The 16,690-nt window shown below is 68.5% G+C and carries 6 protein-coding genes; 1 reads left to right on the top strand and 5 read right to left on the bottom strand.

Annotated features, from left to right (window positions below; translation table 11 throughout):
- Together icmH and tssK are read right to left on the bottom strand one after the other, a co-directional pair.
- On the bottom strand, positions 1-1,422 hold the full coding sequence (gene icmH / locus NV382_RS02365) for a type IVB secretion system protein IcmH/DotU (protein WP_260598949.1): 1,422 nt from the start codon (positions 1,420-1,422) through the stop codon (positions 1-3).
- Positions 1,419-2,759 carry a type VI secretion system baseplate subunit TssK gene (gene tssK / locus NV382_RS02360; protein WP_260598948.1) on the bottom strand — a complete coding sequence of 447 codons (1,341 nt, stop codon included), beginning with the start codon at positions 2,757-2,759 and terminating at the stop codon, positions 1,419-1,421. Before tssK ends, icmH begins: the two co-directional genes overlap by 4 nt.
- A 135-nt stretch (positions 2,760-2,894) precedes the next feature.
- On the opposite strand from tssK, the gene NV382_RS02355 reads away from it, so the two are divergent.
- Complete coding sequence (locus tag NV382_RS02355) at positions 2,895-4,337, top strand: M23 family metallopeptidase (RefSeq protein WP_260598947.1); 1,443 nt, start codon at positions 2,895-2,897, stop codon at positions 4,335-4,337.
- 235 nt (positions 4,338-4,572) lie between these two features.
- On the opposite strand, the gene NV382_RS02350 is transcribed toward NV382_RS02355, so the two are convergent.
- Genes NV382_RS02350 through NV382_RS02340 form a run of 3 tightly spaced genes read right to left on the bottom strand, consistent with a single transcriptional unit; the run spans position 4,573 to position 16,669 of the window.
- Entirely contained in the window at positions 4,573-5,388 is an 816-nt protein-coding gene (locus NV382_RS02350) for a CPBP family intramembrane glutamic endopeptidase (RefSeq protein ID WP_260598946.1), read from the bottom strand.
- A gap of 41 nt (positions 5,389-5,429) precedes the next feature.
- A complete protein-coding gene (locus NV382_RS02345) occupies positions 5,430-8,558 on the bottom strand; it encodes a CHAT domain-containing protein (RefSeq protein WP_260598945.1) in 3,129 nt (1,042 codons plus the stop codon).
- Positions 8,555-16,669: a two-partner secretion domain-containing protein gene (locus NV382_RS02340; RefSeq protein ID WP_260598944.1), complete on the bottom strand. Its 8,115-nt coding sequence runs from the start codon at positions 16,667-16,669 to the stop codon at positions 8,555-8,557. The genes NV382_RS02345 and NV382_RS02340 overlap by 4 nt, the downstream gene beginning before the upstream one ends.
- Positions 16,670-16,690 lie beyond the last annotated feature (21 nt).

Raw genomic sequence — 16,690 nt, 5'->3', positions numbered from 1 at the left:
TCAATACCGCCGTGGCACGATGATTTCGACGCGTCGGTTCTGGGACTTGCCGGCCGCATTGTCGTTGGAGGCGATCGGCACGGTCTCGCCCAGTCCCTTCGTCGTCACCCGCGCGGGATCGCTGAGATCGGTGCGAACCAATTTGCCGACCGTCTCCGCGCGCGCCTGCGAGAGCGCCATATTGTCGGGGAATTGCAGCGACGCGACGCGGTCGCTGTCGGCATGGCCTTCGATCGTCACGCTGCCCTTTTCCTCCTCGATCGCCCGGCCGATGCGGTGGAACAGCGGCTCTCGCCCGGCCTCCAGCACGTCCGAGCCGGAGCGGAACAATTGCCCCACGGTGGTGCGCACGCGCACCGTCTGCGCATCCTCCTCAACCGTCACCAGCCCTTCGCGGATTTCCGGTTCGAGGAAGCGCTTGAGCTTGCTCGCCTGCGCGCTGTCGGCCTGCGCGATCCCGCCGCCGGGCCGCGATAGCGTCAGCCGCTCCGATGGGCGGATCGCCGCCAGCCGTTCCGACGGCGCATCGGCATTCGACATCAGCAACAGCTTGAAGACGATGAAGGCGAGCAGCAAGATGCCGGCGGCGATTGCCGCGACCAGCGCGATGATCCCCCAGAAGCTCATCCGCCCGAGCGGCGCATTCTCGCCCTTCCAGCGCGGTGACAGCTCGGTCGCCGAGAGCGAGCGGACATGCGGCAACGCGCCCTGCAGCCGCGTCATGATCTCGTGCAACCGCCGCCGCCCGTCAGGCATGACGCGAAACCGCCCCTCGAACCCGGCGGCCAGACACGCGTGATACAATTCGATCAGGTCGGCATTGTCGTTCGGCGTGCGCAGCATGTCGTCGACCAGCTGCCAGAAACGATCGCCGCCGATATTCTCCTGAAAGAATTGCACGACCATCGATCGCCGTGCCCATTCCGCGCCGTCGGTGCCGATCCCGGGCAGGTTCTGCGCGACATCGTCGGTCGTCGCGCACACGGCATATTTGGCCCGCTGGCGCTGTTCCTCGGAATAATGCGGCGCGATCGCCTGCTCGAACCGCGCGATTGCCTGGCTGGCCTGGCGGTGAATTTCCGGCATGGCGAGCCGCACGCGCCCGCTGCGCACCCCAGCGACCAAGGCCAGCACTGGTTCGGCCTCTGCCAGCATGACGTTGCGTACCGTGCGCGGCGTCGCCGGCAACGGCACGTCGTCCTCGGCCAGCCGCGACGGGGCAAGCCCGCCACCCTGCGGGCCAAGGCCAGCGCGCGATAACGGCGGCGGTGCGCCATAGCCGGGATCTGCCGCATAGCCCGGCGCGGCGGGGGCGAAGGGCGATGCCGGCGGCGGCGCTACGCCCTCATTCTGGCGCAGCCCCTGCAACGGCGACGGGCGGAAGACGGTCTTGCCGTTGCCCTGACCGTCGTCTCCGCTCATCGTCCGGCCTTCTTCACGCACCACAACTCCATCTTGAGCTGCGGCCAATCACCCGCGACATGCAGCCCGAGCGCGGGCGCGCTGGCAAAGTCGCGCCAGTCGGGCACGCCGCGATCGAGCTCGAAATAGACGTAGCCCGGCAGCACGCGCAGCTGCGGCGGCGGGGTCGGCGTGTGGCGCAGTGGTACGCCCGGCAGCGCCGAATCGACGATCTGCCGCATCTTCTGCACCGTTCCTATCTTGGCGACCGAGGGAAACAGCCCGCGTATCTCCTCGATCGGCGCGGCGGCGGCCACCGCCAGGTAGAAGTAGCCCGTGACGAACAGATTGTGATCGGTAATCTTGGAAACGTACGCCCCCGGCCCGGCCAGTTCGAGCGGCAGCTGCACCGCCGAACGATCGAACATCGCCGACAGCATCGATTGCAGCAAATCGATCACCGGCTCGAAACAGGTCTGCGGGTTTTCGTGATCGTAGCGCGGCAATGGCGGCGGGCGCCGATCGGGGCGGATCAACGTGGCGAGTTCGCCGGCCATTGCGATCAGATTTTCGTAGAGCCGCTCGGGATGGACCATCGGCAAATGCTGCAGATGCTGCAGCACGGCCAGCCAGCGATTGAGCGCCTGGAGCAGCAGGAAGCTGACGAACGTGTCCGATCCGCCATCGGTCGCCTCCACCGCGCGCAGCGCCAGCTCCTCGGCGCGCTGTTCGGCGCGTCCCGAAATGTCGGCGAGCGCGCCGCGCAGCCGCACCGCGGCGGCGACGTCCAACGTCGGCGGGATATAGCGATCGTCGAACATCAGCCGGCGGTTCTGCATCTCGCGCACCCGGGCCAGCCCCAGGGTAACCCGGCCGTAAACCTGATCGCGAGTCACACCGAAGCGCAGATTGGGCAAGCCGAACTCGATCGGCTCCGAAGTGCGATCGTCCGAAAAGGCGTCGGCGACCTCGAACTCGGACACCAGGTAACGCGCCTCCAGCGCGCCGCCCTCCGCCTCACGAAACTGCACTGCGCCCGCCTGCTGCGCCGGCAACGTCAGCGAGACGACCGCATCGCGCGCATCGCCCGGCACATCCAGCGGTGGCGGCGGCGGGAGATCGCCAGGGATCGCGAACGGCGTGCCATCCGGCATCACGCCCGCGGCGCGGACAATGCCGAACTTGCCCAGCGACGCCAGATCCTCGTCGATCACCAATTCGGTCAGGCCCCAGGGCCAGGGGCGTACGGCATCGACTCGCGCGCGAATCTGTTCCTCTAGGAATCGATCCTGCGCCTGGAAGTGCTGCGGTCGCAGGAACATACCTTCGTGCCAGCCGACACGATTCTTGCCAGCCACTGTTTCGCCCCTGCCACCTTGCGATCCGGGGCAATCGGCGCCCCGTCATGCTTGGCGCCGGTTATTGCCGCCGCTCGCCAAACAGGCAATAGCTTTCTCTTCGGATCAGCGACCGACCGGCGACAGGGGGCAAAGTTGGACCAGCGCGAGGAACCGTCCTTCGATCCCCGCCAATGGGACAAGCCGGTGTCGGGCAAAGAGCCGGTTGCCGACTCGCTGTCGTTCGATCCGCGCAGCTGGGTGACGTCTCCACCGCCACCGCCTCCGACTTCGCGCCCAACGCCGGCCCCGCCGGCACCCCCTTCCCCACCTGCGCGCTCACTGCCGCCGAAGCCATCGCCGCATGCTCGTGCCGGACTGGCGAGTGCTGCATCGCTGGCGATTCTTGCGCTCGGCGGCATCGCGGCCTTCGTCTCCCGCCCCGCGGGGACATCCATATCCGTCGTGCCCCAGGCACTCCCCAAAACGCAGACCAAGAATGCGACCGCGAGCGAGCGCACCCTGATGCTGTCGAGCGCGGCAGATATCGTCCCCAGCCTGCGCGCCTCCGGCATTGCCAACGACGACGCCACGCGTGCGGGCACGCGCGCCGCGGCGGCGCTGGGGGCCAACGCCGGCGACATCCGCCTGATCTTCGACATGGTCGGCACGGCCGGCGCCGCGACGCTCGCCAGGCTGGAGGCGACGCACGACGATGGCAGCGGTGTGACGCTGGTTCGCGCGGCCGATGGCAGCTTCGCCGAACAGCGCCAGGCGGCGCACCTCGTGACTAAGCTCCAGGTCGTGCGCGGCGAACTGGACGCGGAGAGCTTCTACAGTTCGGCGGTGGCCGCCGGGATCAACGACAATCTGGTCGGCGACTTTGCCAATGCGTTCGTCTTCGACTTCGACATGCAGCGCGAAGTTGCCCCGGGCGACATCTTCGAGGCCGGGTTCCAGCAGCGCTACAACCAGGCGGGCGAGCCGGTCGGGTTGCCGGTGCTGGTCTATGCTGCGCTCAACACCGCAGCCAAATCCCGCGCGCTGTATCGCTTCACGCAGGCGGGCGACAAGCAGCCGGGCTGGTATGACAGCAATGGCCGCAGCACGGTGCGCACGCTGATGCGCACCCCGATCGATGGCGCGCGGATCTCCTCGGGGTTCGGCTTTCGCGAACATCCGGTGCTCGGCTTCGTCAAGATGCACAAAGGCACCGATTTCGCCGCCCCGACGGGCACGCCGATCTTCGCCTCCGGCGATGCCGTGGTCGATTTTGCCGGCCCCAAGGGCCCCAATGGCAATTTCGTGCGGCTGCGCCATGATAATGGCTGGCAGACGTTGTACCTGCACATGAATCGCATCTGGCCGGGCATCGCTCCCGGCGTTCGCGTGACGCAGGGTCAGCAGATCGGCGAGGTCGGCACCACCGGCCGCTCGACCGGCCCGCATCTTCATTATGAAGTCCATATCGACGGGCAACCGGTCAACCCGCTGAGCATCGAGACCGGCCAAGGCAGCCGCACGCTGGCCGGGGCAGCGCTGGCCGATTTCCGCCGCCTGCGCGACAAGATCGACGCGCGCCGGGCAGAGAGCGATTAGCGGCGATGAGGTGCGGTCGGGCTGGCGGCACCCTTGCTTCTTTCATGCCATCTGGCCGGCTCAGCGGTTGCGGGCTGGCTTGCCGCAACACCACCGTCACCCCGGACCTGTTCCGGGGTCCACCGTGCCGCACGCTCTTCCCTTAGGCCGCTGGACTAGTCGAAAGCCGCTTGGTGGCCCCCGGAACAAGTCCGGGGTGACGATTAGGGGATGGCTTTGACACCGCGCCTCGACGTTACCGAGGTCGTCGCCTGGAGATCACCAACGGGGCGAAGATCGCCAGCAAGGCAACCATCATCGCCATGCTGGCATTCAGGCCTTCCGTCGAGCCGCCCCACAAGGCCGAGCCCACCAGGTCGAGATCGAGGATCGACCCGAAGCTGCTCACCCCAGGATTGGGCTCCAGACCCAGCAGCAATTGCTCGGCGCCATTCCATCCCAGGTGCATCCCGACCGCCGGCGCGATGCCGCCCGCGCGCGCGGCAAGCAGCCCAAATACCAGCCCGCCGAGAAACAGATTGGCGAGCGCCAGCGGATCGCGCGCGCCACCCAGCACATGCAACGCCGCAAACCCTGCGGCGACCACCGGCACCGCCAGCCTTTGGCCCCAGACCCGTACCACTAAGGGTTGCAACCAGCCGCGAAAATAGGCTTCTTCCGCGATCACCTGCAGCGTGACCGTCAACAGGCCGAGCAGGATCGCGCCGCCGACCGATGGCGCTCCCCCGGCGGGCACCAGTCCGCCGGCGATCCACGCCAGCGCCGAGGCCGCGAGCAGGCCGGACAAGCCGATCGCCGCGCCCAATGCCAGCATCGCCGCCGGCCGTTCGCCTCCCGCGAGCGGCGATATACCGGTTACCGCCCCGCCGCCGATCGCCACCAGCAGCATCGCGCCGAAAATCGCCGCCGTGAACACGGTTTCGATCCCCATCGGACCCAGAGAGCCACCGGTCGAAATCACCGTCTCGACCAGCATCGGCCCGAACGCGATCAATATGGTGGCGACGGCAACGCCGGCCGCCGCCCACGCCGTGGCAACCGCTTTGCTCATCGCAGCGGGCGCCTGGACCGGGGGCGTCGCTGACATGCGATTCAGCGACTGGCGGCGATCGCTGGTGCGGGCGTGCGCGGCGACAGCATCGTCTTGCTGCTGTCACCGACCAGGAAATAGGGCGCCCAGTAGAAAGGATGCGAATAGTCCGGCTGTGCGATCAGATCGCGCTGCGCGTCCTGCAACGCCGCGCCGATCGGCTTCGTGCGGCCGGATTCGTAGAACACGCGCATGAACTCCTCGCTCTCATGCTCGGCCGACACCTGCCAGTATGTCGCCAGGACCGACCGCGCATTGGCGGTCAGGAAGGCACGAACCAGCCCTTCGAGCGTCGATCCGGCCTCTTCCTGGCCCGACTGGCGCGCCAATGCCTCGTCGCGCACACCGCTTGCCGTATCGCAGGCTGACAGCACGACCAGATTGGCATCCAGGTTGAGTGCGGCGATCTCGGAAAAGCTCAGCAGGCCGTCCGATGCGGCATCGCCGAACGAGGTGACCAAAGCCGGCGGCGACATCGCGCAGCCCCATTGCCCCTCTTCCAGCCCGTGGGTCGCGAAATGGAGCACCTCATATTGGTTTAGGTCGCCGCGCGTATCGAGTGCGGTATCGTTGAACGCCGCACCGATGATCTCCGGCGCACCCGTCGCACCAAGCGCTTGGGCGGCAATCGTCAGTTCGCGGCTGCTGATCGGCTGGAAGGCGCGCGACAGGCTGCTCAGCCGCCCGAAATCGACCGAGCAGGAATAGCCGACCTTCACCATTCGCCCCGTCAAATCGGCTACGACGGGCGGCGGCATATGCTCGCCAAAGCCGAGGAACGGGCGCGTCGCGCGTGACGCCGGCCGCGCGCGCGCGGCCAGGAACGAGCGCGGCGACAACGCGGTCGAGATCGTCGCCTGCCCGGCAAGGAACTTGGTCTGCGAGAAATCGAACGGCGATGGGCGCACCGCATTGCGGTCATAGCGCGTGACCAGTACACCGATCGGCAGATGCTCGAGCGGTCCGGACGGGTCGACTACCAGCCCGGGCGCCGCGTTCAGCACCGCTTCGGCCGGCCCCGCGATCAGCCGGAACAAGGCATAGGCGCCCGCATCGTCGAAGGGTACCAGCTTGCCGTCGCCCAGGCGCGCGTCGATCGAGGCACGCACACGCTCGGCGAGCGCCCCGACCGCCGCCTTGGACGCGGCGTCGGGGGCGATGGCATAGGCGAACATGCGGTCGCCGGTGATCACCATGCCGTAAACTCGGCGGTTGAGCGTGGCGATCTTGAGGAACACCTCGCCCGGCTTCAGCGCTGCGCGTACCTCCTCCAGGGTTGCGGGATGATCGTCGACCGTCTGGTAGCGCGGGTTTTGCGCCAGTTGCGCGTCGACCACGAACAGGCGCTGCTCCGCGGTGGTGCGTGCGCGCTGCAGTTCATCGTCGCTCGTGCGGACGATATCCGCCTCCGGCCCAGCGGCAATGGCGTAGCGCAACCGCGTCACCTCGCGCTCCAGATCGGCGCGTTCGCGCACCAGCGCGCCCAGCGCCGGATCCTCCGCCACCACCGATTGCAGCTGATTGATCTGGCGTGCGACGGAAGGCTCACCGGTGGCTTGCACCGCGCGGAAGAAGCGGGCGAAGGTGTCGGCGCGCGGCGTGGTCGACGCCTCTTCGACCAGCAGGTCGAGATACGCCTCCATGCCGTTCGAGCCGGCCAGCGCGTCGCCATTGGAGTCGATCATCGCATCGATCGCGCGGGCATATTCATCGCGGACCGCAGCGTGCGAGGCACCGCTACCGGCGAAGATCGAGGCCCGCTCCAGCTGCGCCTGGGCGATCATCGGTTCCGCGCCGGTACCGGCGGTCGCCACTGCGCCCCGGCGCATGTCGACCAGCGCCTCGTCGAACGCCGAGAGCGCCTGTCCCGTGCGTCCGCCGCGTGCCAGCAGGCGTGCGCGCTGGCGGTCGATCTTGGCGCCGAGCCAGAGGATCTGCGAACGATCGATCCGCTCATTTTCCAGCGGGCGATAGCGGCGCGCCGCAAGCTCGATCGCGGCCGTGGCGCCCTTCTCGTCGCCCAGCGACAGCAAGGCGATGCTGCGCGCCCAATTGGCTTGCGCATCCAGCACCAATTGCGCCAGTTCCCCGGTATCGGGCACCGCGATGGCGCTGACGGCATCACCGGCGCGCGTGCGCGGCTGGTTCAGCTGCCGCAATGCGGACGGATCCATCAGCGGCTGTACGGCCAAGACATCGCTGCCGCCCTGCCGATCGAGCAGGGCGATCGCCTCGCGGAATTGATGGCGATTGATCAGGTCGAGTGCCCGGTAAGCATCGCGTTTGCGCGTCAGGAACGGCGTCTGCGCGCTGGGTGATGCCATGAACACCGAATCGGCCTGGAGGAAATGCTCCTGCGCCGCATCGGGAAAGCGGATGTTGGAATCCGCCAGCCCCGCCTCGAGCAGCAACTCGGCGCGGGTCGCCGGGTTGGCATCGGCCGGCAGGCGGCTCAACGCGTCGTTCAGCACGCGCGAGGCATCGACGTTCAGCCCCTTGTGGTTCAGGTTGATCCCCTCAGCCAATGCCGCCGCCGGGCTGAAGCGTACCGCCTCCGTCGTGGGTGCCGCTGCCACCGCTTCGGGGGCGATCTTGCTCAGATCCACCGCGGTCGAGACGGTGCGCATCACGTCCGCGCTCGGTCGCTTCCGCCCGCTGAGGATCGCCAGCGCTTCCTCCAACTGCGCAAGCGCCGCTGGCGTGGCATCACCGATCAGGACCGACTCGCCGATCCGCAGATCGATGCGAACGGTGGGGATCGACAACAGGGTGTTGAAGCAGCGGCGCACCTGCGCCGGACCGGCGGCAATCGCGACAGGCTGCGCCGTGCCGCACGTCAGCGCCGCATCGATCGGCTTGATCGCGACATCCGTTGCGGGAACGATGCGGATGCTTCCCAACGGGCGGCTGGCGCTCACGCCACGGCAGGTGATGGTGTAGGCGCGGGCGAACGGATCAGGAACCGTGGGATCACGCCATTCGCGCGACGCGACGCACGGTTCGCCCCCCGCAGCACGGCCCAGGCTGATCGTATCGGGCCGATCCGGCAACCGCGCGACGGCGCCATTGGGCACGGCCAGCGTGGCAATGCCGGCAAGCAGGAAAGACGTACCGCGCCTACGAACGATCACTGTGCCGTCTCCCCAGCGGTGGCGGCACAATCGCCATCACCCTCCTCGCACGACGCGCGCGGTCCCATCGTCGCCAGCCCGGTCAGCAATTCCTCGTTGCTGCCGCTGACCACCGGATCGAACGGCACATCGACCGATTCCACCGATCCGAACACATCCTGCTGCGTGGTCTCGAACACTTGCAGCGTCGGCTGGATCACGATCGCCGCCAGGCAACCCGCGCCCGACCCGACCAGGCACCCGTTGAGCCGCGTGGTAGCCGGATTGGCCGTCCCCAACGCGATGATGCCGCCGCCGAGCAGCGCAGCGGCGGTATCGTTGACGCCGTTGATCGTGCCGAAGCCGGCAAAGGCGTTGCTTTGCGGCGACTGCGGCAGCAACGTCAGCGCCGGGCTGACCGGCGTGCCGGCCGGGCCACCAAGCACCAGGCCGCTATTCTGCCCTGCGGTGCCCGTATTCTGGAACAGCGCGTAATCGCCGTATCGAACGGTCAAGCTGCGCGCGGATACCGTGGTCGGCGCGTTTACCTCGTAGAATCCGCCACCGATGACCGGGTTGTACAGCGACGAATTGGCGTTGCCGACAAAGCCGCCCACCACGGCATCGAGCGACGCGCCGCTCAGCGCATCGATGAAGCCCGGTGCCACGCCCACTGCGATGCGTCCGCCGCGCAGTTCCAGGTCCGCACCATCGAACAGCAATCGCCCGCCGGCACTGTTGGTGGCAACGACGTTGATCTCGCGCGCCATGCCGGCTTCGCTGGCATCCCCGCCGAGCCGGAAGCGCCGCCCGGCCCCCGCACCGCTGACCACGCCCCGCACTGCGATCGCCCCCGTGCCGAGCATGTCGACACTGCGCCGCCCGGCATCGGCATCGAAGGCCAATGTGCCGATCTCCACCGCACCGCTGCCCTGGCGGAAGGTCAACGCATCCGCCTCGACCAGATTGACCTCGGCAGCGGACAGGCGGAAGCCGTCGCTTGCCGTGGCGTCGCCCAGCCGCAGAGCGCCATCGCCCCCGCGGGTCTCGAACGCCACGCTGGCCGCACGCTGAACGCCGTTCAGCGTCGCATCGGCAGCGCGGATCGTGAGCGTCGGTCCGGCGACGAGCTGCCCGAGCGTCGCCAAGCCGGTGGCATCGATCGACGCCGCACCCGCCGCCCGGCCGCCGCCCAAGGAGACGTTGCCACCCTTGATCGTCAGCGCGCCGTCCGTGTCCAGCCCGTTCACCTGGACGTTGCCGACCGCCGTCACCAGCGCATCGCCAGTGGCGCGAAGCCCGCCTGCGGTGAGCCCCGTTCCCGCGTCCAGCGTCAGCGTGCCACCGGCAATCACATCACCCGTGGTGAGCGCCCCGCGCGCCTTGATCAACGCCGCACGGGCCGCGTTCAACGTGCCGGTCATGTCGACCTCGCCGCCGCTGATCGTCGCCTGCCCGGCCGCGCCGACCGCGCCCAGTCGAACCAGCGCGCCGCCATCGACCGTCAGGTCACCAGCGGTGCTGCCGAGCAGTGCCCGATCGGCGGTGAGGCCGGTGATATCCCCACTCGCCGTTATCGCCAGTGTTGCCCCAGAGGCATTGTCGATCCGAACGCCGCCCGTGCTGGTGATCGTCCCTGTGCCACCGGCCACCAGCCGCCCGACCGCCACGGCCTGCCCGCTAAGAGTCGCTGCCGTCGCCGCCTCGATCGTGTCCACCTCCAGGGTGCCGCCCTGTGCCGTCGCTCTGACATCGCCGGCCGAGGATCGCAACGCGGCAAGCTTGATGCTGCCACCGCCCACGCGCGCGGTGCCCGTGCTGCGATAGCTGCCGCCCTCCAGCCGGGCACCGGCATCCACGTCGATGGCGGCCGCCGTTACGCCAGCGGTCGTGATAGCCCCGCCCGACGACAGCCGCGTCGCGCCGCTGGTCGTCACGTTGCCGGTGCGCAGTGCACCCGTCGTCAGCGCCACGCCGAGATCCCGCGCGACGATATCGCCAGCGGTGAACGTGCCGTCATGGCGGAAGGTATCGGTCGCACTGACGCTGTTGTCGGCTGCCGTCACGATCCCGCCGATCGCGCCCGCACCGATCGTGCCGAATTCGACCGTAGCACCGCTGCCAGCGCGCAGGCCCAGCGCACCACTTCCATTGTCGATCGTCGTGCCCGCCAGCGAAATCGGCCCGGCTGCGTCGATCAGCATCGCGCTGGCGCCACCCGCCACGTTGCCAAGCAGGCGCAGCTGTGACGCGGCGCTGATCCCGCCGCTGCCGGCGGTCAGTGCGATCTGGCCGCCGGCGCTTTGCGTCACCGGTGCGCCACCCAGCACGATGCTCGCTCCGCGTACGGTGTAGTCGCCACCGGCCGACACCGCCTCGACCAGAGTGGCGGTGCCCGCGGCCTCGACCGCCAGCGTGCCGGAGACGGTTGCCGCGCCGAGTTGCGCCGCCCCCTTGCTGGAGACCAGGCGCGCCGATCCGCCAGAGACCGTCAGCTTTGTCACCAACGCATTCTCGACCGCGCGGGCGTCCAGCGCGGCGGCGATTACCGGACCCACGCTGAGTGCACCGGTCGTCGCCTCCAGTGTCGCCGCGCCGCCTGCTGTGATGCTGCCCAATTTCACGTCCGTGCCCGACGCCCCGAAGGCGCCGTCGGCCCGCATCGCGCCGCCGGTAATCGTGCTGGCCGAACCAAGCGAGATGCTGCTGCCGCTCAGGTCACCCGTGCGCAGCCCCAAGGCGCCTCCCGTTAGCGTGAGCGCACCAGCGGCATTGACCGCACCGCCGATGCTCGTCAGCCCGGTAGAGTTCAACGTGACAATGCCCCCGCGCACGTCGCCGTCGATCCGCAGGTCGCCGCTATCGGCAAACAGGTTGATCAGGTTGGTGCCGACATCGATGGAGGTGATCTGAATCGAATCGGCGCGCAGCGACAGCGGCCCGCCGGTCAACGCGCCGAGCCGCACCGCTTCGCCGATATCCACGGTGAAGCCGCTGCCGGCGCCGACGGTCAGTTCGATCGTACTGCCCGGCGCGTACCCGGTCAGGCTGCCATTGGGCGCAAGCACGACCAGATCGACGGCGCTCCGGACGAACGGCGCGCGAATGTCGCGCGACGAGGCCAGCCCCACCGTGCCATCCGCGGTAAGGCCGCCCGCGATCAGGATGTCGGCCGGATTGGTCTGCGTGGTGATCGTCGCCGTGCCCCCGGCCGTCACGCTCGCGAGTTGCACGTTACCGATCGAGCTGATCGTCACCGCGCCTGCGGAGCCGGTCGTGGTGATCGCACCCGTGGTCACGCTGCCGGTGCCGGAAAGTGCGGTCAGCGTCACCGGGCCGGTGGCGGTGATATTGCCGCCGCTGATGCCCGTCGCTGCCGCGCCGATCGACTGCACCGTCACCCCAGAACCGGCAATGCTCGCAAACTGCACCGCGGCACCCGACAAGTCGACCGTCCCTCCTGCGGTGATCGCGCCGGTCGACACGGTGCCGTCCAGCGCATCGATAAGCACATTGCCGGTGTCCGTCGTGATCGCACCGGTACGCACCCCACCGGTACCGCCGAGCAGCGTCGTGCCCTGCGCCAGCGACAGGTTGCCGGTGGTGATCGCCCCTGTCAGCCGCAGGCCGTCGTTGATCTGCAGCGACCGCGCATTGACCGCGCCGAGCGTCACGTCGCCGGCCGAATGCAAGATGACGTCGGACTGCCGTGCCGTGCCACCGTTCAGCACGCTATCGCTTGCCAGCAGGATACCGCCGCCGACCGCATCCAGCGCCAGCGCTTCGCCACCGATGCCGTCATTGTTGGCGGTCAGCACCAGGCCGGCCTGCCCCGTCAGCGGCCCGGTCGTGCTGCCGATCGCCACCGCACCCCCTGCGGTCTGCGCGCCACCCAGGGTCACCGTCCCCGCGGTAACGCGGTAATCCGTTCCCGCCGTCACACCACCGGTCAACAGCGCCGCGCCGGTCGCGGCAGAGATGGCGACGCCGCCCGTTCCGCCATCGATCAGCCCGGCAATCGTCACGTCGCCCGACCCAGCCGTCGCCGACACACCGCCGCCGCCGCGCACCGACGCCGCGGTCAGTGCAGCGGCACTGGTCAGCGTGGTCAGGCCGCCGCCGGCGACTGCACCCGCCCCCAGCGCCCCGCTGGTCGACGTCAATGACACCGCGCCAGCTGCCGACCGCACGTCGGCCAACGCAAGTGAGCCTCCGGATAGCGATACACCGCCCGTGCCGCCATCGATAAGGCCGCCGATCGTCACGGCGCCGGCCGCCGACCCACTAACCCCGGCACCGCCACGCACGGCGGCAGCCTCCAGCAAGCCGTTGCTCGTTAGCGTGGTCAGCCCAGCACCATCGATCACGCCCGCGCTCAGATCGCCGAGCGTTGCGGTCAGCGACACAGCGCCGCCAGTTGCCTGCACACCACCAAGCGCCAGCGCGATACCTGAAAGCGACACGCCGCCCCTGCCGCCATCGGTGAGCCCGGTGATCGTCACGGTGTCTACCGCAGTTCCAAGCACCCCGGCGCCGCCGCGCACGGACGTTGCGTCGATGGCACCGGCACTGGTCAGCGTCGTGAGCCCCGCCCCGTCGATCGCGCCGGCTTTCAGCAGGCCGACGGTGCTCTCGAGCGTCACCGGGCCGCCAACTGCGCTCACGCCGGCCAGGTCGAGCGTCGCGCCCTTCAGCGACACGTCCCCTGTGCCGCCATCGACCAGGCCGGTGATCTTCACATCACCCGCCGCCGTCCCAAGCACGCCAGCACCGCCGCTGACAGACGTCGCGTTGATCGCGCCCGTGCTGGTCAGCGAGGTAAGTCCCACCCCATCGATCGCGCCAGCCTTCAACAGGCCGACCGTGCTCTCCAGCGTTACCGGGCCGCCGGGGGTGCGCACATCCTGCAGATCGAGCGCCGTCCCGGTCAGCGATATGATGCCCGTGCCGCCATCCACCAAGCCGGTGATCTTGACGTCCCCCGCTGCCGTCCCGCGCACGCCAGCGCCGCCACGCACGCTGGTCGCGCTGAGCGTATCGCTGCTGGTCAGCGTGGTCAGCCCCGCGCCATCGACCGCGCCGGCCTTCAAGATGCCGCCGGTGCTCGTCAGCCGTACCGCACCGACCGTCGAGCGTATGCCGCCCAGGTCGAGCGACTGCCCGGACAGGTCGACGGCACCGCCGGCCACGATCGGCCCCGTCCAGGTCTGCGCGCCCGTCGTCGTCGCGGCAAAGCTCCCGCCGCTCGACGCCGCGCCGATCTTCAGCGTCGCCGGCGCGACCGCCGCGCCGATGCTCACCGCACCACTCGCGACCAGGCTGCCGATCTGCAGATCGCCATCACGATCGATCGTCACGCTGCGCCCGGCATTGCGTGCCTGGACGAGGCCGGTGATCGTCGTGCCACCGGTACCGCTCATCGCGATATTGCCGCCGGCATCCACCGTGTTCGCGCTCAGCAGCCCGGTGGAGATCAACGTCACCGAGGTATCAGAGATCAGGTCGTCGGCGCTGATCCCCGCTCCGTTGAGCAGCAACGCATTCGTCAGACGCAGGTCGCCCACGCTGATCGCGCTGGTGCGCGCCAACCCGTCGGCAAATTGTTCGGTGCCGACCGCGCCGCGCAAGCCGCGAGCGGTGACGCTGCCGAGCGTCACGCTGCCAGCGGCACTGCCCGAGCGGATCTGCACGTCCGATTGCCGCGCCTGACCGCCGAGCAGGAAGGATGCGGGTGCGAAGTTGATCGCCCCGTCGGGCGCGGTGTCGGCGATCGCCAGCGTCAGCGCCTCCCCGCCCGTGCCATCATCGTTCGACCGCAGCGTCAGCGCGCCGCGCCCGGTGATCCCGCCCGCGCCGCCGGTGATCGTCACGGCCCCGTTCGCCCGCTGCATCACCGCATCGGTCGCGCCGAGCGTCACCGTGCCGCCGCTCACGCTGTAATTGCCGCCCGCCGTCACCGCGCCGAAGACCGATACCAACCCCTGCCCGCCATCGACGATAACGTCATCACCGGCACTCAGTGTCGTGGCAGTGATGCCGGTGCCGACCAGGCTGACGGTAGCCCCCGCCGACGCCCGCGCGATGGTCAGCGGGCCGCCAAGCGACGTCACCGACAGATTGCCGGATGCCGCCAGTTGCGCGCCGGCCGGGGTGAAGCCGACGACCCCGCCCACCCCCGCCTGTGCCGTCAGCTTGCTGCCGGTGCTGGCGACGTCCGCCAGCGTCATGCCGTCAGCCGTCAGAATGATTGCGCCTGCCGCGCGCACGACACCCGGCAGCGACAGCGTCGTCCCTGCCGTGGCGTCGAGCGTTCCGCGCGCGGTTATCGCGCCGCTCAGATCCTGCGCGCCGCTCGAGATCAGCGAGATGTTCCGCGCGGTTACGTCGCCCGACGTTTTGATGGAGGCGACCGCCGCCACGGTCGTGCCGATCGTCAGGTCACGACCTGCGTTGATCTTGCCACCGATCGAGACCGCGCCATCGCGCAGGATCTGGATATCATTCTGCGATCCCCGCGCGGTCACCGCGCCGTCGATCGTCGTCGTGCCCGTTCCGGACAAAGCGACGGCACCGTTCGCATCGATCGACTTGACCAGCATGGCACCGGCACCCGCCAGCGTCACGCCACCGTCGGCCGTCAACGCGCCCGCAGTCAGGGCGCCCGACTGCAATGAGAGCGCCGATCCGACGTTGACATCGCCCAGGGTCAGCGGCCCCGTAATCGACAACCCGTTCGTGAAGTTCGCAGTGCCAATGGCGCCCCGCAAGGCGCCGGCGTTGACATCGCCCAGCGCGACGGCGTTCGTGGCCGCCCGCACCCGGATCTGCACATTCGCCTCGCCGTCCGATCCACCCGACAAGGTCGTGCCCGGCCCGAATGCGATGTCGCCACCGCTCGTCCCGGCGGTCGCCAGCGTCAGTGCGCCGGTGCCGTTGCCGTTTGCATCCGCAACCAACGTCAAGTCACCCAGCCCGGTCAGCGTACCGTTATTGGCTGTGACGCTGATGTCGCGAAGGGCCGCTTGCCGAACTTCCTTGTTGGCGCTGCCGAGCACCACGCCCGTGCCGCTGACCACATAGTCGCGATCGGCGGTGACCGCCCCGGAGATGGTGGCCGTCCCGTTCGCCGCAACGATGATATCGCTATCGCTGCCATCGGTCGTGAGCGATCCCGATACAGTGGCATTGACGATGCCCCCGGTCTCCACGGCTGTGCCGCCCACCGTGACGCCAGCAACGGCGTTGGACGGCTTGCCCGCGACCAGCACGATGCGGTGGTCCGAACCTTCCGCCGTCAGCACCGTCGCTTCGACGTTGAGCAGCGCATCGGTTACCGAACTACTGGTTGCCATCGCAAACAGCACATCCCGCCCCTTCACCGTGCCACGCACGATCTGGCTTGTACCGCCAACCGAAGTGCCCTTGTTGAGCGTGACCGACAACGGACTGCCGGTGTTGTAATCCAGCGTGACATCGCTGGCAGTGACGAAGGCGAGATCCTGATCGTTGGCGGTCAACGTGCCGCTCGATTCGATCTTCGGCGCGACCAGGATCAGACCGCGATTGCCACCCTGCACGGTGATGCGCGCATTGCTCTCCACCGTGATCCCGCCGGTAAGGCTGTCCGCGCCGTCAAAGCGATAATTGCCGTTGGTAGAATTCAGGAAGGTGTTCTTCGGGTCCAGCGTGGTCAGCACCAGCGAACCCGTGCTGATTTGCGCACCGTTTCCGATTGTTATGCCGCGTGAGTTGAACACCCACACTGCCACGTTGGAGTCGGAACGCAAATTGCCGCTGATCTTCGAGGTGTTGCCCGACATGTCGCGATTCAGGACGGCGATATTGGTCTTGATCGGTAGGCCAAGGTCGTCCTTGAAGTTCACGGTCGATCCGTTGGCGATATTGAACCCGTCCCAGTTGATAATCGTGCCCGTGGCGTGCAGATCGACGGTCATCGTGTTGCCGGACGTCTTGATCTCGGCCGCGCTTCCAAACGGCGTGGTCCCGCCTGGCGTCGCCTTCCCCGGCAGCGTCTGCGCCACGGCACTGCCCACAATCAGGCATCCGCTGGCCAGCGCGGTAGTAATCGCCAACGAGCGGCGGATAGTACGGCGATGCTTGGACTTCAGCATGGAAGAACTCCCTGTAATCTA

This window comes from Sphingomonas endolithica, from assembly GCF_025231525.1.
Classification (GTDB): domain Bacteria; phylum Pseudomonadota; class Alphaproteobacteria; order Sphingomonadales; family Sphingomonadaceae; genus Sphingomonas; species Sphingomonas endolithica.
The sequence above is the reverse complement of the archived record's forward strand: the minus strand, read 5'-3'. Positions and strand labels throughout refer to the sequence as shown.